The following is a 23,869-nucleotide window of genomic DNA, read 5'->3' as shown; positions in this document are numbered from 1 at the left end:
ATTGTGATCGCCGACTTCGCGTGTGAGAGGGGTGCCTGCATGGATGTGGTTATGCGCTTCGGGGGGGTGAAAAAGAGCGATGACGACCCCGATCCCTGGCAGACCAAGATCCGCCCGGGAACGCTGCGCAGAGTCCTCGCCTACTTTCGCCCGCATATCGGCAAGGTGGCGCTCTTCTTTCTCGTCGCCGGGCTGGAGTCGTTCATCGTCGTCGCAACGCCGTTGTTACTGCTGGAGCTCGTCGACAACGGCATCCTCAAGAACGATGCCGGGTATGTGACCCTGATGGCTTTCCTGACCGCCGGGCTTGCCGTGGTCGGCGCGCTGCTGTCGCTGTTGGCGGCGTACATTTCCGGGCGGATCGGGCAAGGAGTCACCTACGACCTCCGGGTTCAAGCGCTCGACCACGTCAGGCGGCTGCCGATCGCCTTCTTCACCCGCACCCAGACCGGGGTGCTGGTCGGCCGGCTGCACACGGACCTGGTCATGGCGCAGCAGGCATTCAGCGCCATGCTGATGGCGGCCACCAGCGTGGTCACGGTCGTGCTGGTGATAGCGGAGCTGTTCTACCTGTCGTGGCTTGTCGCCGTCGTCTCGCTGCTGCTGATTCCGCTGTTCCTCGTGCCATGGATCTTCGGGGGGCGGCTGATCCACCGGTACGCCAGACGGCTGATGGAGGAGAACACCGGCCTTGGCGGGCTTCTCCAGGAGCGGTTCAACGTCCAGGGCGCGATGCTCTCCAAGCTCTTCGGCCGTCCGGACGAGGAGATGGCCGAGTACGCCGATCGTGCCGGGCGGATCCGTGGGATCGGCGTGCGCCTGTCCGTGTACGGCCGGCTGGGCTTCGTCGTCATGGCGCTGATGGCCTCACTCGCCACGGCGCTCGTCTACGGAGTCGGTGGCGGGCTCGTGCTCGCCGGGGCATTCCAGCTCGGCACGTTGGTGGCCATCGCCACTCTGCTCGGGCGGCTGTTCGGGCCGATCACCGCGCTGTCCGGGATCCAGGAGACCGCGCTGACCGTCGTGGTGAGCTTCGACCGGATCTTCGAGGTGCTTGATCTGAAGCCGCTCATCGAGGAACGTCCCGACGCGGTCGGGCTCGCCAAGAACGAAGCGCCGGACATCGAGTTCGAGAACGTGTCGTTCCGCTATCCCAGCGCGGACGAGGTCTCGCTGCCGTCGCTGGAGCAGAACGTGCGTGCTGGACGCGGCCGCGGGGAAGAGACGCCGGATGTTCTGCGCGACGTGAGCCTGCGCGTGCCTGCCGGAACCATTACCGCGCTCGTCGGCCCGTCCGGCGCGGGGAAGAGCACCCTCACCCACTTGGTGACCCGGCTGTACGACCCGACCTCTGGGATCGTTCGCGTCGGCGGACACGATCTGCGGGACCTCACCTTCGAGTCGCTGCGCCAGACGGTCGGGGTGGTCAGCCAGGACACCTACCTGTTCCACGACACGATCCGGGAAAACCTTCTCTATGCTCGCCCGACCGCGACCGAGGACGAGCTGATCGAGGCGTGCGAAGGGGCCCAGATCTGGGATCTGATCCAGTCGCTTCCCAGCGGGCTGGACACCGTCACGGGCGATCACGGCTATCGCTTGTCCGGCGGGGAGAAGCAGCGACTGGCCATCGCCCGGCTGCTGCTGAAGGCGCCGTCGATCGTCGTACTCGACGAAGCCACCGCTCACCTGGACTCCGAGTCGGAGGCAGCCGTCCAGCGGGCGCTGAAGACCGCGTTGCGCAACCGTACCTCGGTGGTGATCGCCCACCGGTTGTCCACGATCCGCGAGGCCGACCAGATCCTCGTGATCGACGGTGGCGGGGTGCGGGAGCGCGGGACGCACGAGGAACTGCTCGCCCAGGGCGGTCTCTACGCCGAGCTTTATCACACGCAGTTCGCCAAGCCGGAGAGCAACGGAGCCAAGCCGGCCAGCAAAGCAGCCGAGGTCGACGACGAGCCTGAGCCGGTGCACCACGTGGTTCGTGGAGGATGACGATGAATTCCGCAGCCCAGGCCACGCCGTCGGTGCTGGACCTGTTCGCCGCGCATGTGGACCGGACGCCCGATGCGGTGGCCGTGGTCGACGGTGATCGGGTCCTGACGTATCAGCGACTCGATGAGCTCGCGCGCGGGTTGTCCGGGCGTTTGATCAGCCGGGGCGTCCGCCGTGGCGACCGCGTCGCGGTCATGATGGACCGTTCGGCGGACCTGCTGGTGGCGCTTCTCGCCGTATGGAAGGCCGGGGCGGCGTATGTGCCGGTGGACGCCGCCTATCCCGCCAGGCGGGTGGCGTTCATGGTGGTGGACGCGGGCGTGTCCCTGATGGTGTGTTCGGTCGCGACGCGCGACGACGTATCGGACGGCATCGAGTCGATCGTCGTCACGGAAGAGGATGCGAGCGATGCGCCGGCGGTCCCGGTGCGCCCGGGAGATCTGGCGTACGTGATGTACACCTCCGGCTCGACGGGCACGCCGAAGGGCGTGGCCGTCCCGCATCGCAGCGTTGTGGAGTTGGTGGGGAATCCCGGCTGGGCGGTGGAACCCGGCGATGCGGTCCTCATGCACGCGCCACACGCCTTCGACGCGTCCCTGTTCGAGATCTGGGTGCCGCTGGTGTCGGGTGCCCGTGTGGTGATCGCCGCGCCGGGGACGGTTGATGCCCAGCGCCTGCGGGAGGCCGTCGCGGCCGGGGTGACGAGGGCGCACCTGACCGCGGGGAACTTTCGCGCGGTGGCGGAGGAATCGCCGGAGTCGTTCGCGGGCCTCCAAGAGGTGCTGACCGGCGGTGACCTGGTGCCCGCACACGCGGTGGAGCGGGTCCAGGCGGCGTGCCCCGGAGTGCGGATTCGACACCTGTACGGCCCGACCGAAACGACATTGTGCGCGACGTGGCATCTGCTTGAGCCGGGTGATGCGGTGGGTCCGGTGTTGCCCATCGGCCGTCCGTTGTCCGGCCGTCAGGCTCACGTGCTCGACGAGTCGCTGCGGCCCGTGCAACCGGGTGTGGTCGGCGATCTGTACCTGTCCGGTGCTGGTCTGGCGGACGGCTACCTGGACAGGGCGGGGATGACTGCGGAGCGGTTCGTCGCGGATCCGTCCGCGCCAGGGAAGAGGATGTACCGGACCGGGGACCTCGCGCAGTGGACCTCGGGCGGTGAGTTGCTGTTCGCGGGCCGGGCCGATGACCAGGTGAAGATCCGCGGGTTCCGGATCGAGCCCGGCGAGATCGAGGCTGCGCTGACCGCTCAGTTGGACGTCCACGAGGCCGTGGTGCTGGCGATCGACGGGCGCCTGATCGCCTATGTGGTGGCGGACGAGGCTGCGGATCCCGTGCTCATCCGTGAACGTGTCGAGACGGTACTGCCGGACTACATGGTTCCGGCCGCGGTGATCAGGCTGGACGCGCTGCCGCTGACCGGCAACGGCAAGGTGGACCGGGCGGCGTTGCCCGCGCCCGAATTCACGGCGAACGGCGCGGGCCGCGAACCAGCCACCGAGGCCGAGCGAGTCCTGTGCGACTTGTTCGCCGAGGTGCTCGGCGTGGACCGAGCCGGTGTCGATGACGGCTTCTTCGAGTTGGGCGGGGATTCGATCGTCGCGGTGCGGTTGGCTGCGCGTGCGGCCAAGGCAGGTCTTCTGGTGACGCCCTCCCAGATCTTCGGGGAGAAGACTCCTGCGGGGCTGGCGGCCGTGGCACGGGCCGTACCGGCTGACAGTCCCGTCGACGGCCCCTTGATCGTTCTGACCGCGCAAGACGAGGCGGAGTTGGCGATCGCTGTCCCTGGGGCGGAGGACATCTGGCCACTGGCACCGCTTCAGGCAGGGTTGTTCTTCCAGGCGACCCTCGATGACCAAGGCCCGGACATCTACCAGACGCAGTGGATCGTGGAGCTGACCGGGGCGCTGGACGTGGCCCGGCTGCGGGCCGTGTGGGAAGCGGTTTTCGCCCGGCACGCCGAGCTTCGGCTGAGCTTCCACCGGCTCGCGTCGGGCAAGACGGTGCAGGCCGTCGCCGGACAGGTCGACCTGCCGTGGCGTGAGGTGGATCTGACGGGTGCGAGCGATGTCGACGCGGCCGTCGCAGTGCTGGCCAGACAGGAGCAGCAGCAGCGGTTCGATCTCGCCAAGGCACCGCTGTTCCGGCTGGTGCTGGTCCGGCTGGCCGACGACCGGCACCGTCTGCTGGTCGTCAACCACCACATCCTGACCGACGGCTGGTCGGTGGCGGTCATCCTCAACGAGGTGGCCGAGGCCTACACGGCCGGTGGGCAGTTCCCGGATCGGACGGGTGCCGCCTCCTACCGGGACTACTTGACTTGGCTGGACCGGCAGGACAAGGACGCGGCGTCCGCGGCCTGGCGGGCCGAGCTGTCCGGCCTCGACGAGCCCGCGCTGATCGCCAAGACGGCCGCGGGGACGGACTACGACTACCGCGTCACCATCCTGCCGCCACATCTGCACACCAGGCTGATCGAGTTCGCCCGCGACCACGGGCTGACGCTGAACACCCTGGTCCAGGCGGCGTGGGCGATGGTGCTGGCGCGGCTCGCGCGGCGGACCGACGTGGTGTTCGGCACCACGGTCGCCTGCCGTCCCGCGGAGCTCCCGGGCGTGGAGTCGATGCCGGGGCTGTTGATGAACACGGTGCCGGTCCGGGTGGCGCTGGACGGCAGGCAATCGGTCGTGGACATGCTCACCGACCTGCAGCGCCGGCAGGTGGCCATGATGCCGCATCAGCATCTGGGGCTGCCGGAGATCCAGAAGGCGGCCGGACCGGGCGCGGTGTTCGACACGCTGCTGGTGTTCGAGAACTACCCGCGGGACTTCGCCGACCAGTTCACGTATCTCGGCACGATCGAGGGGACGCACTACCCGGTGACCCTCGGCATCATCCCGGGAGATCAGTTCCGGATCCAGCTCGGCTACCGGCAGGGACAGGTCGACCAGATCGTCGCCGACTCGGTTCTCGAGTGGTTCGTCGGTGCTCTGGACAACGTGACCGCCGATCCGTCCGGCCTGGTGGCGCGGGTCGGTGTGGGTGACGGGACGGTGGGCCACCCGGACCCGGCGTTGCTGGCGGGAGAGTCGCTGCCCGCGCTGGTAGGGCGGATGGTGGCGCAGCGGCCGGATGACGTGGCGCTGGCGGACGGCGATGGTGAGTTGACGTATGGGCAGTTGTGGGAGCGGTCGCTGAAGTTCGCGGCCGCGTTGCGGGCTCACGGGGTCGGCTCCGAGCGCCGCGTCGGCCTGGTGGTGGGGCGGTCGTCCTGGTGGGTCACCGGGATGTTGGGCGTGATGCTGGCAGGCGGCACGTTCGTGCCGGTGGATCCGGCGTATCCGGACGAGCGCAAGCAGTGGATCTTCCGCAGCGCGGATCCGATGTTGGTGGTGTGTCAGGGAAAGACGCGAGGGGCGGTACCCGCGGAGTTCGCGGACCGGCTGATGGTGATCGACGAGCTGGATCTGGCGGAGACCCCGAGCGCGGCATTGCCACGGGTGGGTCCGCGTGACGCGGCGTACGTGATCTACACGTCGGGGTCGACGGGAACTCCGAAGGGCGTCGTCGTCACCCACTCCGGGCTGGGGAATCTGGCCATGGCGCACATCGACCGGTTCGGTGTGACGCCGTCTTCACGGGTCCTGCAGTTCGCGGCGCTTGGCTTCGACACCATCGTCTCCGAGGTGATGATGGCGTTGTTGTCGGGGGCGACGCTGGTGATGCCGCCGGAGCAGGACTTGCCGCCGCGGGTGTCGTTGACTGAGGCGTTGGAACGGTGGGACATCACGCACGTGAAGGCGCCGCCGTCGGTGCTGGGCACAGCCGACGCGTTGCCGGCACGGGTGGAGACGGTGGTGGCGGCAGGGGAGCTCTGTCCGCCGGGTCTGGTGGACCGCCTGTCGGCGGACCAGCGGATGATCAATGCCTACGGGCCGACCGAGACCACGATCTGCGCGACGATGAGCATGCCGTTGTCGCCGGGCCAGGATCCGATCCCGTTCGGCAAGCCGGTCCCGGGAGTTCGCGGTTATCTGCTGGACGCGTTCCTGCGCCCGTTGCCGCCGGGGATCACCGGTGAGCTGTATCTGGCCGGGATCGGGGTGGCCCGCGGCTACCTGGGCCGGTCGGCGTTGACGGCCGAGCGGTTCGTGGCCGATCCGTTCGTTCCCGGTGAGCGGATGTACCGGACCGGGGACCTGGCGTACTGGACCGACCAGGGTGAGCTGGTGTCCGCCGGGCGGGCCGACGACCAGGTCAAGATCCGTGGGTTCCGGGTCGAACCCCGCGAGATCGAGTTCGCCTTGTCCGGCTACCCACGCGTCACCCAAGCCGCGGTGACCGTCCGCGAGGACCGCCTGCTGGCCTACGTGACGCCGGGCGATATCGACACGCAGGCGGTGCGGGACGATCTCGCGTCCCGGCTGCCGCAGTACATGGTGCCCGCGGCGGTGGTGGCGCTGGATGCCCTGCCGCTGACGGCACACGGGAAGATCGATCGGCGCGCGCTGCCGGATCCCGACTTCAACGCCGGGACGCCTGCCCGGCAGCCGGCCACCGACGCCGAACGGGTGTTGTGCAAGTTGTTCGCCGACCTGCTCGGTCTGCCGCAGGTTGGTGTGGACGACAGTTTCTTCGAGCTGGGCGGGGATTCGATCCTCGCCATGCAGCTGGCGGCGCGGGCGCGGCACGCGGGTCTGACGTTCGCCGCGGCGGATGTCTTCGACGGGAGAACACCGGAGCGGATCGCGCAGCTGGCGGCCGAATCGTCGCTGCCGGCGCCGGGTCGTTCCACGATGGCTGACGGTGTGGGCGATGTCGCGTGGACGCCGGTGATGTGGGTGTTGGGCGACGGCGTTGTGGGGCCTGGGTTTGCGCAATGGGTCGTGGTGGGGGCGCCTTCGGATCTGACCGAGGAGACGCTGGTGGCCGGATTGGCCGCCGTGGTGGATACGCATGACGTGTTGCGGGCCCGCGTCGTTGACGACGAGGCGGGGCGGCGGTTGTCCGTGAGTGATCGTGGGTCGGTGGATGTGCGCGGACTGGTTACGCGTGTGGAAGTTGACGGCGGTTCGGTGGATGAAGTCGTGGAGGGTGCGGCGCGGGATGCCGTGGCCCGGTTGGATCCCACGGCTGGCGTGATGGTGCAGGTGGTGTGGGCGGACGCGGGGCCGAGTCGGCTGGGGCGGTTGGTGGTGGTAGTGCACCACCTCGCGGTCGACGGGGTGTCGTGGCGGGTTTTGCTGCCGGATCTGCAAATGGCGTGTGAGGCGGTGGCCGCGGGGCGGGAGCCGGAGCTGGACCCGGTGGGCGTGTCGTTCAGGCGGTGGGCGGGTCTGCTCGAGCAGTGGGCGGTCTCCGCGGAGCGGGTCAGCGAGCTGGCGGCGTGGAAAGCGATCGTCGGTCAGGAGGAGCAGCCGCTCGGTGCGCCTGAGACGACGGCAGGCCATGCCGCGGCTGGGGAAGTGCGCTCGCGGTCGTGGATGGTGCCGAGGGCTGAGACGTCGGTGTTGGTGGGGCGGGCTCCGGTGGTGTTCCACTGCGGGGTGCATGAGGTCTTGCTGGCCGGGTTGGCAGGCGCGGTTGCGCGGTGGCGCGGCGGGGACTCGGTGCTGGTGGACGTGGAAAGCCACGGCCGTCATCCAGCCGACGGGATGGATCTGTCCAGGACGGTGGGCTGGTTCACCAGCGTGCACCCGGTGCGGCTGGATGTGGCGGGGATCGACTTGGCGGACGTGCTTGCCGGTGGTTCGGCGGCCGGGCGTTTGCTGAAGGTGGTCAAGGAGCAGTCGCGGGCGGTGCCCGGCGACGGGCTCGGATATGGCTTGCTGCGTTATCTCAACGGCGAGACGGGTCCGGTTCTGGCCGCATTGCCGTCGCCGCAGATCGGGTTCAACTACATGGGCCGGTTCGTCACCGTTGACAGTGATGTGCGGGCCTGGCAGCCGGTCGGTGACATCGGTAGTTCGCTGGAACCGGGAATGGGCTTGCCGCACGCGATCGAGGTCAATGCGATCGTCCAGGATCTGCCGGACGGTCCCGAATTGATACTCACGGTGGAATGGTCGGGCGAGCTGCTCGACGAGAGTGCGATCGACGGACTGGGCCGGGCATGGCTGGACATGTTGTCAGGGCTGGCCCGTCAGGCGGATGATCCCTCCGCGGGGGGACATACGGCTTCCGACTTCGACCTGCTCGACCTGGACCAGGACGAGATCGAGGAATTCGAAGCAATTGCGGCCGAACTCCTGCAATAGCGGTGGAAAGCAATGGAGGCTAGATTTCGTGAATACTCCGACCACGTCCTCCGGAATGGCGCTCGCGGAAGTCTGGCCGCCGTCACCGATGCAGGAGGGAATCCTCTTCCACATCGCACTCGATGACGAGGCCCCGGATACTTATCGCATCCAGCAGACGCTGATCGTCGACGGGCCCATGGACACCGACCGGTTCCGGACGTCCTGGCAGACCCTGCTCAACCGGCATGCGGCGCTTCGGGCGAGCTTCCACCGGCGCAAGACCGGCGAGATGGTCCAGCTCATTCCCCGGGAGGTGAAGCTCCCGTGGGAGGAACGCGATCTGTCGCACCTGACCGAGCAGGACGCGCTGGCCGAGGTGAGCGTGCTCGCGGCGAAGGAGCGCGCCAAGAAGTTCGACGTGGCGAAGCCTCCGCTGCTGCGGCTGATGCTGATCCGGATCGCCCCGGAGAAACACTGCCTTGTCACCACAAGCCACCACCTGGTCCTGGACGGGTGGTCGCGGGCGCTGCTCGAGTCGGAACTCCTGCAGATCTACGCCGCGGGCGGCGTTGCTTCCGCGCTGCCGCCCTCTCGCTCCTACCGGGACTATCTGGCCTGGCTGGACCAGCAGGACAAGCAGAGCGCCCGCGCGGCATGGCAGGCGGAGCTGGCCGGTGCCGAGCGATCGAGGCTCGGGATCTCCGAACGAGCCAGGAAGGCCCCTGGCCAGCAGGCACGGGAGGCGATCGGCTATTCACCGGAGTTCACGTCCGCTCTGGCCGAGTTCGCCCGCCGTCATGGGTTGACGCTGAACACGCTGGTGCAAGGGGCGTGGGCGTTGGTGCTCGCCCGGCTGGCGCACCGTCGTGACGTGGTGTTCGGCGCCGTGGTTTCAGGGCGTCCCGCGGAGTTGCCCGGCGTGGAACAGGTCGTAGGGCTGTTCATCAACACCGTGCCGGTGCGAGTGCGGTTGGACGGCGAACGGACGGTCCTGCAGATGCTCACCGAGCTGCAGGAGCGGCAGGTCGCGCTGATCTCGCACCAGCATCTCGGACTGCAGGAGATCCAGAAGCTGGGCGGGGCGAGTTTCGACACGGTCGTGTCGTTCGAGAACTACGTCGACCCGGCCGCGAAATCGGACTCCGACCGCGGTCTGCGGCTGCGCCTGAAGGAGTTCCACCAGTCGGCGCCGTACCCGATCCTGCTCGGCATCATGCCGGGCGAGAGCCTGCAGACCGAAGTGGAGTACCTGCCGGAGCTGATCGACGACCAGACCGCCAAGGAGGCTCTGCACGGGCTCGCCCGCGTCCTTGAGCGGATGATCGCGGAGCCCGGGACGGCGGTGGGCCGTCTTGACGTGGTGAGCGACGCCGGGCGTGAGCTGGTGGTCGAGCGGTGGAACGACTCGGGCGACGCGATCGACGCGCCGTCGGCGGTGGATTTGTTCCGCCGTCAGGTGGAAAAAGCACCTGACGCGACGGCGGTGACGGCTGGGGACCGGGCCTGGTCGTACGCGGAGCTGGACCAGTGGTCCGGTCGGCTGGCGCGGATCCTGGCGGATCACGGCGTGCGGCGCGGCGACCGCGTCGGGGTGGTGCTGGAGCGGTCGCCGGAGGTACTGGCGGCATGGCTCGGGGTGTGGAAGGCAGGAGCGGCGTTCGTGCCGGTCGATCCGGGCTACCCGGCGGACCGGGTGGAGTTCATGCTGGCCGACGCCGCGGTCTCGGCGGTGGTGTGCCGAGTGGAGACCTCGGGTGTGGTGCCATCGGGTCACCAGCAGATCCTCCTGGACGACGCCAACGACGGTGACGTTTCCCTTGTCCCGGTCGGGGCGGACGATCTGGCGTACGTGATGTACACGTCCGGATCGACCGGGACTCCGAAGGGCGTGGCGATCTCGCACGGGGGCGTGGCGGCTCTCGCCGGAGATCCGGGGTGGGACGTGCATGCCGGCGACGCGGTGCTGATGCACGCTCCGCACACCTTCGACGCGTCGTTGTACGACGTGTGGGTGCCGCTCGTATCGGGTGCGCGTGTGATGATCACCGAGCCCGGCGTGGTCGACGCTGCGCGGCTCGCCGCACACGTGGCGGACGGTCTCACCGCGGTGAACTTCACCGCAGGACACTTCAGGGCGCTCGTACAGGAGTCGCCGGAGTCTTTCGCGGGGCTGCGCGACGTGGCGGTGGGTGGCGACGTGGTGCCGCTCGATGTGGTGGAGCGGGTAAGGCAGGCATGCCCGCAGTTACGCGTTGTGCACACATACGGCCCGACGGAAACCACGCTGTGCGCGACCTGGAAACCGATCAAGCCCGGCGATCAGGTGGGACCGGCGCTGCCGATCGGCCGGCCGATGCCTGGGCGGCGGCTGTACGTGCTGGATGTCTTCCTGCGCCCGTTGCCGCCGGGCGTCGCGGGTGACCTGTACATCGCCGGCGCCGGAGTGGCCCATGGCTACCTGGGTCGTTCGGCGTTGACGGCGGAGCGGTTCGTCGCCGATCCGTTCTCCCCAGGGGAACGGATGTATCGGACAGGGGATCTGGCGTACTGGACCGACGAGGGCGAGCTGGTGTTCGCCGGGCGGGACGACAACCAGGTCAAGATCCGTGGCCACCGGGTGGAGCCGGGTGAAGTCGAGGCGGCGCTGGCCGAGCAGCCGGGCGTCGACCAGTCGGTGGTGGTGGCACGCGACGGACGGTTGATCGGCTATGTCGTGTCCGACGACGACGTGGATCCGGTACGGCTGCGCGATCTTCTCGCCAGGGTGCTGCCTGAGTACATGGTGCCCGCGGACGTGATCGTGCTGCCCGCTCTGCCGGTGACGGCGAACGGGAAGGTCGACCGGGAGGCGTTGCCGGATCCCGACTTCAGCGACCGTGTCACCTACCGGGAGCCGCGCACGGCGGCCGAGCGGGAGCTGTGTGAACTCTTCGCCGGGGTGCTCGGCCTTGACCGGGTCGGCGTGGACGACAACTTCTTCGAGATAGGCGGGGACTCCATTCTTTCGGTGAAGCTGGCGGCGCGGGCGATGCGTGCCGGAATGGCCTTCACCGTGGTCGAGGTGTTCGAGCACAGGACACCGGCTGGGCTCGCGACAATCGTCGAATCCGGCGTCGATTCCGGCGCCGAGCCTGCGGCTGGTCAGGCTGATTCCGCGGCCGACGCCGCCCTTCTCGATCTCGGCAAGGACGAGATCGACGAATTCGAGGCGGAATTCGACGAAGTCCCGCAGGCATCCAGCTGATCGCGGCGGCCTTCGTCGCCGGGTGCCTGAAAATCGACAGCTCGTACGAAATAGCGACAAGAACGCACGACGTGGCCGGTGCCGGCGCTTTTCCGGTACCGGCAAACGACTGCGCCAAGTGCGGTTGGACAGATTGTCCGGGCTGACCCGTCCGGCGGATGATTTCTTTTGCGGGGCCCGCAGATGATCGAGGGAGAAATTGATGGCTCAGTCGCGGATCGAGGACTTCTGGCCGCTGTCGCCACTCCAGGAAGGATTGCTCTTCCACACGGTCTACGACACCGAAGGGCCCGGCCTCTACGTGGGCCACTGGATCCTGGACCTGGACGGGCCGGTGGACGCGGCCAGGCTGCGCGCGGCATGGGAGGCGCTGCTGGCCCGGCACGCGGCTCTGCGGGCTTGTTTCCGGCAGCGCAAATCGGGCGAGACGGTGCAACTCATCGCCAGGCAGGTGGAACTGCCGTGGCGGGAGGCCGACCTTTCCCACCTCGACGATCCCGAGCCGGCCGTGCGCGAGCTGGCCGAGGAGGATCGCACGAAGAGATTCGACCTCGCGAACGCGCCGTTGCTGCGGCTGACCCTGATCCGTCTCGCCGATGAGCACCACCGGCTGGTGGTGACCTGCCATCACGCGATCATGGACGGCTGGTCGATGCCCATCATCTTCGACGAGCTGGCGATGCTCTACGCGGCCGACGGCGGCCCGCTGGAGCTGCCCGAGGTGCGGTCGTACCGGGAATACCTCGCGTGGCTGGACCGGCAGGACAAGGAACGGACGCTGTCGGCATGGGCAGCGGAGCTGCGTGGTGCGCAGGAGCCGACGCTGGTGGCGCCAGCGGATCCGGGGCGAGCGCCCGTCATGCCGGACAACATCACGGTCCACCTGCCCGCTGACCTGTCGCGGTCGGTGGGCGAGCTGGCTCGTCGCCACGGGTTGACCCTGAACACCCTCGTGCAGGGCGCGTGGGCTTTGGTGCTGGCACAGCTGGCAGGCCGGACAGACGTGGTGTTCGGTGCGGTGGTGTCGGCCCGCCCGCCGGACCTGCCCGGTGTCGAGGGGATGGTGGGGCTGTTCCTCAACACCGTCCCGGTGCGCGTGCGGCTGGACGGCTCGACGCCGGTCATGCAGCTGCTGGCGGAGTTGCAGAAGCGGCAGTCGGCGCTCATCCCCGACCAGTACGTGGGCTTGGCGGACATCCAGAAGACCGTCGGACCTGGCGCGATCTTCGACACTTTGCTCGTCTTCCAGAACTTTCCCCGTGAGCTCGGCGAAGCGGACTCGGGACAGACCTTCCGCATCCGGATCGACCAGGGCAAGGAAGCCGCCCACTACCCGCTGACGCTGGTCGCCGTCCCTGGCGAGTCGGTGCTGCTCAATCTGGACTATGTAACGGATTTCTTCGACCGGGACGCCGCACTCGCCATCATCGAGCGGTTCACGGGCGTGTTGCGTCAGCTGACGGCTGCGGGCGACATCACGGTCGCCGACGTCGATGTGACGAGTGCGGCCGAGCACGAGTTGGTGGTGAACGAATGGAGCGCGGCGTCCCAGGTGGCGCCGAGCCGTCTGGCTCTGGATCTGTTCGACCGACAGGTGGAGCGCCGCCGCGACGCGGCCGCGGTCGTCAATGGCGATCAGGCGATGACATACGGAGAGCTGGCTGAGTACGCGGAGCGCCTCGCTGGCCACCTGAGCGGCCGTGGGGTGCGGCGCGGGGATCGCGTGGCCGTGGTGATGGACCGGTCACACGACCTGATCGCGACGTTGCTCGCGGTATGGAAGGCGGGCGCGGCGTACGTGCCGGTGGATCCCGCCTATCCGGCAGAACGAGTGAAATTCATGCTGGCGGACGCGGAGCCGGCGGCAGTGGTGTGCACGCAAGCGCACCGGGATGCCGTACTGGACGGCGGGCTCGACCCGATCGTCCTTGACGATCCGCAGACGCGGCAGGCAGTGGCCGAGTGCACTCGTGTTTCGGTTGAGGCGCAAGCCAATGACGTCGCATACGTGATGTACACGTCGGGCTCGACGGGGACGCCGAAGGGCGTCGCGGTGTCGCATGGCAACGTCGCGGCGCTGGTCGGCGAGCCGGGATGGAACGTGGGCCCCGACGACGCCGTGTTGATGCACGCCTCACACGCGTTCGACATCTCGCTGTTCGAGATGTGGGTGCCGCTGGTGTCTGGCGCCCGGGTGGTGCTGGCCGGATCGGGTGCGGTGGACGGCGAGGCACTCGCCGGATACGTGGCGGACGGCGTCACGGCCGCGCACCTGACCGCGGGGGCTTTCCGCGTGCTGGCCGAGGAATCGCCGGAGTCGGTCGCCGGTCTGCGCGAGGTGCTGACCGGTGGGGACGCGGTGCCGTTGGCGGCGGTGGAGCGGGTCCGGCGGACGTGTCCGGACGTGCGGGTGCGGCATCTCTACGGCCCGACCGAGGCCACGCTGTGCGCGACGTGGTGGCTGCTTGAACCCGGCGACGAGACGGGATCGGTGCTGCCGATCGGACGTCCGCTCGCGGGGCGGCGTGTCTACGTCCTCGACGCGTTCTTGCGACCCGTACCCCCGGGTGTGGCCGGCGAGCTGTATGTCGCCGGAGCCGGTGTGGCGCAGGGATATCTGGGCCGTTCGGCGTTGACGGCCGAGCGGTTCGTCGCCGATCCGTTCGTTGCCCATGCGCGGATGTACCGCACCGGGGACCTGGCGTACTGGACCGGCCAGGGTGCGCTGGCGTTCGCCGGACGTGCCGACGACCAGGTGAAGATCCGCGGGTATCGGGTCGAGCCTGGCGAGATCGAGGTGGTCATGGCCGGCCTGCCAGGTGTCGGCCAGGCCGTGGTGTCCGCGCGGGACGAGCAGCTGATCGGTTATGTGGTCGCCGAAGCGGGCCAGGACGTCGACCTGGTCCGGCTGCGCGAACAACTCGCCGAGACGTTGCCCGAGTACATGGTTCCGGCCGCCCTGCTGGTGCTGGACGAGTTGCCGTTGACGGTCAACGGAAAGGTGGACCGCCAGGCACTGCCCGAACCGGACTTCGCCGCGAAGTCGTCCGGCCGCGAGCCGGCCACCGAGGCCGAGCGAATCCTTTGTGGAGTATTCGCCGAAGTCCTTGGCCTTGACCGGGTGGGGATCGAGGACAGCTTCTTCGAGCTGGGTGGGGACTCGATCTCGTCGATGCAGGTGGCGGCCCGTGCCCGGCGCGAGGGAATTTCCCTTACGCCGCGGCAGGTTTTCGAGCTTCGGACCCCTGAGCGCCTGGCCGCGCTGGCGCAGGAGACGCAGACCACGCGACGCTCTACAGTGGACACTGGCGTGGGAGAGATCCCATGGACGCCGGTGATGCGCGCGCTCGGAGATGACGCGGTGCGTCCTGGCTTCGCCCAGGCGAGAGTCGTCGTCACCCCGGCGGGCTTCAACCCGGATGCACTGGTGAACGCCCTGCGAGCGGTGCTGGATGCGCATGATCTTCTGCGGGCACGGGTGGAGCCCGACGGACGGCTGATCGTCGCCGAGCGCGGTGCGGTGGACGCGGCCGGGCTCTTCACGCGGGTCGCGGCCCAGGCCGGGAACATCGACGAGATCGCCCAGCGGGAAGCCAGGACGGCGGCGGGCACGCTGGACCCGTCGGCGGGAACCATGGCGCGGGTCGTGTGGGTCGACGCCGGAAACGCCGAGCCGGGCCGGTTGGCGTTCGTGGTGCATCACCTGGCAGTCGACGCGGTGTCGTGGGGAATCCTGCTGCCGGATCTGCGATCGGCGTACGACGATGCGAACTCCGGCGGGACCCCCGCCATCGAACCCGCGACGACGTCGTACCGGCAGTGGGCGCGGCGGCTGACCGAGCAGGCGTTCAGCGAGAACACGATCGCTGAAATGGATCACTGGGTCGCCGTGCTGGATGGCGCGCAGCCATTGCCGGAGCAGCACACCGGGTGGTCGCACTCGTGGTCCACGACCCTGTCGGGAACCGACGCGCGCAACTTGGTCGGCCACGTGCCGGGGGCTTTCCACTGCGGCGTTCAAGAAGTCCTGCTGGCTGGCCTCGCGGGCGCGGTGGCGCGCTGGCGCGGTGCTGACGGCGGGGTTCTGGTGGACGTGGAAGGCCACGGTCGCCACGCAGCCGACGGCGAGGATCTGCTGCGTACCGTCGGCTGGTTCACCGGCGTTCACCCGGTCCGCCTCGACGTCTCCGGCGTGGATCAGTCACCGGGCGACTTGCTCAAGGCCGTGAAGGAACAGGTCCGTGCCGTCCCCGGCGATGGGCTGGGTTACGGACTGTTGCGCTATCTCAACCCCGACACCGGAGCCAGGCTCGCCGAGTTGCCGTCCACGCAGATCGGGTTCAACTATCTCGGCCGTTCCAGTGCCACCACCGAGGACACCGCGTGGCAGGTGACTGAAGGATCGCTGGGCGGCGGCCAGGACGTGGTCCTGTCCCACGCACTGGAGATCGGTGCGGACGTCCAGGACACGCCGGACGGACCCCGGCTGAGGCTTGCCATCGATGGCAGGGATCTCGACCCCGCCACGGTGGAGCGGCTCGGCGAGGCCTGGCTGGAGATGCTGACCGCTCTCGCCGCCCTGGCCGAGGATCCCGCCGCGGGCGGGCACACACCGTCCGACTTCGATCTCGTCGAGCTGACGCGGCGCGACGTGGCGGAGCTGGAGACAGCGGCACCAGGGCTGACGGACATCTGGCCGCTGTCGTCGCTGCAGGAAGGCATGCTCTTCGAACGAGCCTTCGACGAGGACGGGGTCGACGTCTACCAGACCCAGCGGATCCTGGACCTCGACGGGCCGCTCGACGCGCAACGGCTGCGTGCGGCATGGAACCAGCTGGTCACCCGGCACGAATCGCTGCGGGCGAGCTTCCACGAGCTCGGCTCCGGCGAAACAGTGCAGGTCGTCGTCCGCGAGGCCGAAATCCCATGGCGTGAGGCAGATCTGTCGCATCTCGACGAGGCGGCCGCGGCCGCGGAGGTCGAACGCCTTCTCGCAGAGGATCGGGCGCAACGGTTCGACGTGACGCAAGCGCCGCTGCTGCGGCTGCTGCTGATCCGTCTCAGCGAGGACAAGCACCGGTTCGTGGTGACGTCGCACCACGTTCTGCTGGACGGCTGGTCGACGCCGATCGTCCTGGGTGAGATGTCGACCGGCTATTCGGGTGGACAGGTCTCGTCGACGGCACCGTCCTATCGGGACTACCTGGCGTGGCTGAGCCGTCAGGACGAGGAAGCGACCCGATCGGCGTGGCGGTCCGAGCTTGCCGGCTCGGACGAACCGACCATGGTGGACGCCGACGCGGACAAGACGATGGTGATGCCCGACGAGCATTCCGAATGGCTGTCCGAGGAAGCGACCCAGACCCTCACCGATTTCGCACGCGGTCACGGCTTGACGGTGAGCACGATCCTGCACAGCGCATGGGCGTTGGTGCTGGGGCGGCTGGCGGGCCGGACCGATGTGGTGTTCGGAACGGTGGTGTCGGGGCGTCCGGCGGATGTGCCGGATGTCGAGCGGATGGTCGGGATGTTCATCAACACCGTCCCGGTCCGTGTCCGGCTCGAAGGCAGCCAGCCGGTGCTGGAGATGCTCAAGGACCTGCAGAGCCGCCAGTCCGCGCTGACCGAACACCAGTACCTCGGGCTGCCGGAGATCCAGAAGGTGGCGGGTACCGGCGCGATCTTCGACACCATCGTGATGGTCGTGAACTACCCGCACGACGCCACCGGTCTCGGTGACGACAGCGGGGTCGCGATCAGCTCGGTTCACACGCGGACCGGCACCACCTACCCGCTGACGATGAGCGTTTCTCCCGGAAACCGCTTGCGGATCAACGTGTCCTACCGGCCCGATCGGATCGGCCAGGAAACGGCCACCGAGGTGGCCCGGCAGGTCGTACGGGTCGTGGAACGGCTAGTGGCGGAGCCCTTGCTGCCCGTGGGCCGTCTGGCCGTGACGAGCGAATCGACACGCGCGTCGGTGGTGCAGCACTGGAACTCGACCGGCGAAGCGGCCAACAGGTCGTCCGTGCTGGAGCTGTTCCGGCGGCAGGCCGACGCTTCTCCGGACGCGGTGGCGGTCATGGACAGCGGACGCACCCTGTCCTACGCCGACCTGGACCGGGAATCGGATCGGCTGGCGGGGCACCTGGCCGGGATGGGCGTGCGGCGCGGTGACCGCGTCGGTGTGGTGATGGAACGCGGCACCGACCTGTTCGTCGCGCTTCTCGCGGTCTGGAAGGCCGGTGCCGCGCAGGTACCGGTGAACGTGGACTACCCCGCGGAACGCATCGAGCGGATGCTGGCCGACGCCGGTGCATCGTTGGCGGTCTGCGTGGCAGCGACCCGCAACGCGGTGCCGGACGGGGTCGAACCGGTGGTCATGGACGCACTGGTGATCGAGCATGAGGTGCCGCCGCTGACAGTCGGGGCACAGGACGTGGCCTACGTGATGTACACGTCGGGTTCGACCGGGGTGCCGAAAGGCGTCGCGGTGCCGCACGCGAGCGTGGCCGCACTGGCGAGCGACCCGGGCTGGTCGCAGGGCCCTGACGACTGCGTGCTGCTGCACGCGTCGCACGCGTTCGACGCGTCGCTGGTCGAGATCTGGGTGCCGCTGGTCAACGGAGCCCGCGTGATGGTCGCCGAACCGGGCGCGGTCGACGCGCAGCGGCTGCGAGAAGCGATCTCCCGTGGCGTGACCACCGTCCACCTGACGGCAGGCGCTTTCCGTGCGGTGGCAGAGGAATCGCCGGATTCCTTCATCGGGCTGCGAGAGATCCTGACCGGCGGGGACGCGGTACCACTCGCGTCGGTCGTACGCATGCGCCAGGCATGCCCGGAGGTTCGTGTCCGGCAGCTTTACGGCCCCACCGAGATCACCCTCTGCGCCACGTGGCTCGTCATCGAGCCGGGGGCGCAGACGGGCGATACCTTGCCGATCGGCAGGCCGCTGGCCGGCAGGCAGGCATATGTGCTCGACGCGTTCCTCCAGCCGGTAGCCCCGAACGTGACCGGCGAGCTCTACATCGCAGGCGCCGGCCTGGCGCACGGATACCTCGGCAACAACGGGCCGACCGCGGAACGGTTCGTCGCCAACCCGTTCGCTGCCGGTGAGCGGATGTACCGCACCGGCGACCTGGCGCGGTGGACGGACCAAGGTGAGCTGCTGTTCGCCGGACGGGCCGACTCCCAGGTGAAGATCCGCGGTTACCGGGTCGAGCCGGGGGAGATCGAGGTCGCGCTGACCGAGGTTCCCCAAGTCGCGCAGTCGGTTGTGGTGGCGCGGGAGGACCGTGCGGGTGAGAAGCGGCTGATCGCGTACGTCACCGCGGACGAGGAACTGGAGTCCGAAGCGGTTCGCAAGCACCTCGCCGCGCGGCTGCCGGAGTTCATGGTGCCCGCGGTGGTGGTCGTGCTGGACAGCTTCCCGTTGACGGTCAACGGAAAGATCGACCGCGCGGCCCTGCCCGACCCCGGGTTCACCGGCAAGCCAGCCGGTCGCGAACCGCGCACCGAGACCGAACGAGTGTTGTGCGAGCTGTTCGCCGAGGTCCTTGGGCTGGATCGGATCGGCGCCGACGACAGTTTCTTCGAGCTGGGCGGGGACTCGATCCTCTCGATGCGCCTCGCTGCCCGCGCACGCCGCGAGGGTTTCGTCTTTGGTGCCAAGCAGGTCTTCGAGCAGAAGACGCCCGCGGGCATCGCGGCGATCGCCGCGCGTGGCGACCAGACACGGGCCGACCTCGCCGACGGCGTCGGTGATGTCCCGTGGACGCCGGTTCTTCAGGCACTGATCGAAACTGATCCCGGTGCGCTGACCCGAGGCGCACTGGCCCAGTGGGTGACCGTGGGTGCCCCCGATGACCTGTCGTTGGATGCGTTGGCGGCCGGATTGGCCGCGGTGATCGACACCCACGACATGTTGCGGAGCCGGATCGTCGAAGCCGACGGAGCACAGCCCCGGCTGCTCGTGGCCGAGCGGGGTGCGGTGGACGTGGCGACGTTGGTCGAGCGGGTCGAGGCCGGTGCGGGTGATCTTGACGAGATCGCGGATCGCTGCGCCAATGAGGCTGCCGCACGGCTGGATCCTGCCGCGGGCGTGGTGCTCCGGGCGGTGTGGGTGGACGCGGGACCTGGCCGCGTCGGACGGCTCGTGGTGGCGGCGCATCACCTTGTGGTCGACGTGGTGTCGTGGCGAATCCTGCTGCCGGACCTGCAGGCAGCATGTGAAGCCGTGGTCGCGGGCCGGGAACCGGCGCTCGACCCGGTGGACGTCTCGTTCCGGCGTTGGGCGCGAACCCTGGCCGACCAGGCGTCGACCCGGACCGCGGAACTGGCGGCGTGGACGGAGATCCTCGACGGCGGGCAATCGCGGCTGGGCGAGCTCGATCCCAAGCGCGACACCGTATCGACCGCGGGACGCAAGTCCTGGACCTTGCCGCGCGAACAAGCGGGTGTGCTCGTGGAGAAGGCCATCTCGGCCTTCCACTGCGGTGTCCACGAAGTGTTGCTGGCCACCCTGGCGGGCGCGGTCGCCGATTGGCGCGGCGGCAATGCCGTCGTGGTGGACGTCGAAGGTCATGGCCGTCAGCCCATTGACGAGATGGACCTGTCGCGGACACTCGGCTGGTTCACCGACATCCATCCGCTCCGGCTGGATGTGACTGGGGTCGACACGGCCGAGGTGCTCGCGGGTGGCGACGCGGCTGGTCGCTTGCTGAAGCAGGTCAAGCAGAACGTGCGAGCCGTGCCCGACGGCGGGCTCGGCTACGGGATGCTGCGTTACCTCAATGCCGAGACAGGGCCGCTGCTGGCGGCGCTGCCGAAGGCGGACATCGGGTTCAACTACCTTGGCCGCTTCTCGTCCCGGCCCGACGGTGCCGTCGTGCCCTGGCAGATGGCGGGAACCATCGGTGGTGCGGCGGAGCAGGACATGCCGTTGCGGCACGTCGTGGAGATCGACGCGGTCGTGCTGGACGCCGCCGACGGACCCGAGTTCACCCTGACCGTCACCTGGGCAGGGCGGATTCTCGGTGACGCCGAGGCGGAGTCGCTCGGCAAGGCATGGCTGGACATGCTGACCGGCCTCGCCGCACACGTCGGCGCCGGTGGCGCAGGCGGGCACACGCCATCCGACTTCCCCCTGATCTCGCTGACGCAGCGAGACGTGGAGGAGGTCGAGGCTGCCGTACCGAGCCTGGTCGACATCTGGCCGCTCTCCCCGCTCCAGGAAGGCATCCTGTTCCATGCCGCCGACCAGCGCGGCGCGGAGGTCTACGCGGCCATGCTCGCTCTCGCCGTCGAGGGCCCGCTGGACGTTGCCCGCTTCCGGGCGTCCTGGCAGGCCCTTGTCGACCGGCATGCCGCCCTGCGGGCGAGTTTCCATCAGGTCGAGTCCGGCGAGACCGCGCAGGTGATCGCGGCCGAGGTCACGTTGCCGTGGCGGGAAACCGACCTGTCGCACCTGCCCGAGGACGAGGCGCTGGCGGAATTCGAGCGCCTCGCGGCGCAGTCACAGGCCGAGCGGTTCGACCTGGCCCAGGCGCCGCTGCTGCGCGTGCACCTGGTGCGCCTCGCCGAACGCAGGCATCGGCTGATCATCACCTCGCACCACATCTCGGCTGACGGATGGTCCTTGCCGATCTTCTCCGCCGACGCGATGGCGGTGTACGAAGCCGGCGGTGACGGTGCGGCTCTGCCTGCCGCGACGTCGTACCGCGACTACCTCGCCTGGCTCGCTCGCCAGGACAAGGAGGCCGCAAGGGAGGTCTGGCGGACCGAACTCGCGGGCCTCGACGAGGGAACCCACGTCGTACCGCCGGACACGATCACCGCGCCCATCGAGCGTGAGCGCCTGCTGTTCGAACTGGACGACGAGCTGAGCAGGCAGGTCGTGGAGTTCTCCCGCCGCCACGGCGTGACGATGAACACCCTCTTCGAGGGGATCTGGGGGCTGCTGCTGGCCCGGCTGACCGGGCGCAATGACGTGGTCTTCGGTACCACGGTGGCCGGGCGTCCGCCCGAGATCCCCGGCGTCGAGTCCGCGGTCGGCCTGTTCATCAACACCCTGCCGGTCCGAGCTCGCCTCATCGGCGCGCAACCGTTCCTCGACATGCTGACCGACCTGCAGGAACGTCAGGTCGCGACGATGGCGCACCAGCACATCGGGCTGGCCGAGATCAACCAGCTCGCCGGCCAGGGCGCGACATTCGACACGCTCGTGTTGTTCGAGAACTACCCTCGCCCGCCGCGTCCGGCCGACGACCCCGACACCCTCTCCCTGCGCCCAGCGGGAACGCTGAACGACAGCGGGCACTACGGGCACTATCCGCTGTCGCTGCGCGCGTCGGAAAGCGGCGGCGTGCGTGGTGACATCGTCTTCCGTCCGGACGTGTTCGACCGGGTCCAGATCGGACAGATGCGCGCGGCGATCATCCAGGCGCTGCAGCAGGTGGTGGCAGATCCGCGGATACCGGTCGGCCAGGTCGCCCTGATCAGTCCGCAACAGCGCCGTCTGGTCGTCGAGGAGTGGAACCAGACCGATGTGCCGCTGACGACCGAGACGCTGCCCCAGTTGGTCCGTGAGCAGGCCAAGCAGACGCCGGATGCCGACGCGGTGCAGGACGCGGTGCGGAGTCTGTCCTACAGCGACTTGCTCCGCGAGGTTGAGGCGCTGGCACGACTGCTCGTGGGGTTGGGCGTGCGGCGTGAGGACCGGGTCGGCGTGTTGGTCGAACGCTCGGCCGAGCTGGCGGTGACCCTGATGGGGGTGTCATTCGCCGGCGGGGTGTTCGTGCCGGTCGATCCGGACTACCCGCGTGAGCGGATCGAGTTCATGCTGACCAACTCGGCGCCAGAAGTGTTGGTGTGCACGAAGACGACCCGAGCGGTCGTGCCCGCGCAGTTCACGGGCACAGTGGTGGTGCTCGATGAGCTGCCCGCCGCCGATCCGGCAGTGGTGTTGCCGCAAGTGGCACCGGAAGACGCGGCGTACGTGATCTACACGTCGGGGTCGACAGGCGTGCCCAAGGGCGTCCTGGTCACCCACTCCGGCCTGGTCAACCTGGGGTACGCGCACATCGAGCGGATGGCTGTGACATCGGCGTCGCGGATCTTGCAGTTGTCCGCGATCGGCTTCGACGCCATCGTCTCTGAGCTCTACATGACTCTGCTGGCCGGCGCGACCTTGGTGCTGCCGGACGCGTCGAGCATGCCGCCTCGGGTGACGCTCGGTGACGCGATCCGCAAGGCGGGGATCACGCATCTGACCGTGTCGCCGAGTGTCCTGGCCAGTGAGGACGACTTGCCGGACACTCTGCGGACGGTGTTGACGGGCGGCGAGGCACTACCGCCCGCGCTGGTGGACCGCTGGTCGCCGGGCCGTCGGGTGATCCAGGCCTACGGGCCGACGGAGACGACCATCTGCTCGACGATGAGTGCCCCGTTGTCTCCGGGACACGAGCAGGTCCCGCTCGGCGGCCCGATCTACAACGTGCGGCACTACGTCCTCGACGCCTTCCTGCAGCCGGTGCCACCCGGGGTGGTCGGCGAGCTCTACATCACGGGCGTCGGACTGGCTCGCGGATACCTCGGACGCCCTGGCCTGACGGCGGAGCGGTTCGTCGCCAGCCCGTTCGCTCCCGGTGAGCGGATGTACCGCTCAGGCGACCTGTTCCGCTGGACCCAGGAAGGCCAGCTGATGTTCGCCGGCCGGGTCGACGCGCAGGTCAAGGTGCGTGGCTATCGGGTCGAGCCCGCCGAGATCGAGGCCGTGCTGGTGCAGCATCCGGGTGTCGGCCAGGTGGCCGTCGCCGTCCGCAGGGACGGGCCGGGCGACAAGCAACTGGTGGCGTACATCGTCCCGGCGGCCACCGAGGCGGATACGGGCGCGCTGATGTCCGCACTGCGTGAGCTGGCGGCGGAACGCTTGCCGGAGTACATGATGCCTGCGGCGTTCGTGCCGCTGGACCGGATGCCCTTGACGCCCAACGGAAAGCTCGATCACCGGGCGCTGCAGGCCCCGGACTTCGCGGGGATGGCGTCCAAGCGGGACCCGCGCACGGCCATGGAGGCGAGGCTGTGCGAACTGTTCGCCGACGTTCTCGGCCTGGACCGCGTCGGCGCCGACGACAGCTTCTTCGAGCTGGGCGGTGACTCGATCCTGTCGATGCAGCTGTCGGCCCGGGCCCGCCGCAAAGGGCTGGAACTGACCCCGTGGCAGGTGTTCGAGGAGAAGACGCCGGAACGACTGGCGGTCGTGGTCACGGAGCTTCCGGCGCAGGGCGAGGACACCGCGGCGGCTGAGCCCGCAGGCGGCACGCTCGTCGATCTTTCAGCTGACCAGCTGGACCAACTCGAGGCCGGACTGGCCGGCGAATAACTTCCA

2 protein-coding genes and 1 pseudogene are annotated in these 23,869 nt (G+C 68.8%); all 3 read left to right on the top strand.

The window, feature by feature from the left end; genetic code table 11:
* Window positions 1–39: 39 nt before the first annotated feature.
* Window positions 40–1,995 carry an ABC transporter ATP-binding protein gene (locus B9C43_RS43830; RefSeq protein ID WP_084433481.1) on the top strand — a complete coding sequence of 652 codons (1,956 nt, stop codon included), beginning with the start codon at window positions 40–42 and terminating at the stop codon, window positions 1,993–1,995.
* Window positions 1,996–2,027: 32 nt separating this feature from the next.
* Window positions 2,028–11,481, top strand: a pseudogene (locus tag B9C43_RS43825) (amino acid adenylation domain-containing protein).
* 202 nt (window positions 11,482–11,683) lie between these two features.
* Window positions 11,684–23,863 (top strand): non-ribosomal peptide synthetase, encoded by a 12,180-nt coding sequence (locus B9C43_RS43820; protein WP_084433291.1) that lies wholly within the window; start codon window positions 11,684–11,686, stop codon window positions 23,861–23,863.
* Window positions 23,864–23,869: the final 6 nt, after the last annotated feature.

Source organism: Kibdelosporangium aridum (genome assembly GCF_900176515.1).
Lineage (GTDB): Bacteria > Actinomycetota > Actinomycetes > Mycobacteriales > Pseudonocardiaceae > Kibdelosporangium > Kibdelosporangium aridum.
The sequence above is the reverse complement of the archived record's forward strand: the minus strand, read 5'-3'. Positions and strand labels throughout refer to the sequence as shown.

What these genes read in the sequence shown, in the direction of transcription:
- B9C43_RS43830 (WP_084433481.1), top strand. Translation starts at nt 40, where the DNA reads ATGGATGTGGTTATGCGCTTCGGGGGGGTGAAAAAGAGCGATGACGAC.
- B9C43_RS43820 (WP_084433291.1), top strand. Translation starts at nt 11,684, where the DNA reads ATGGCTCAGTCGCGGATCGAGGACTTCTGGCCGCTGTCGCCACTCCAG.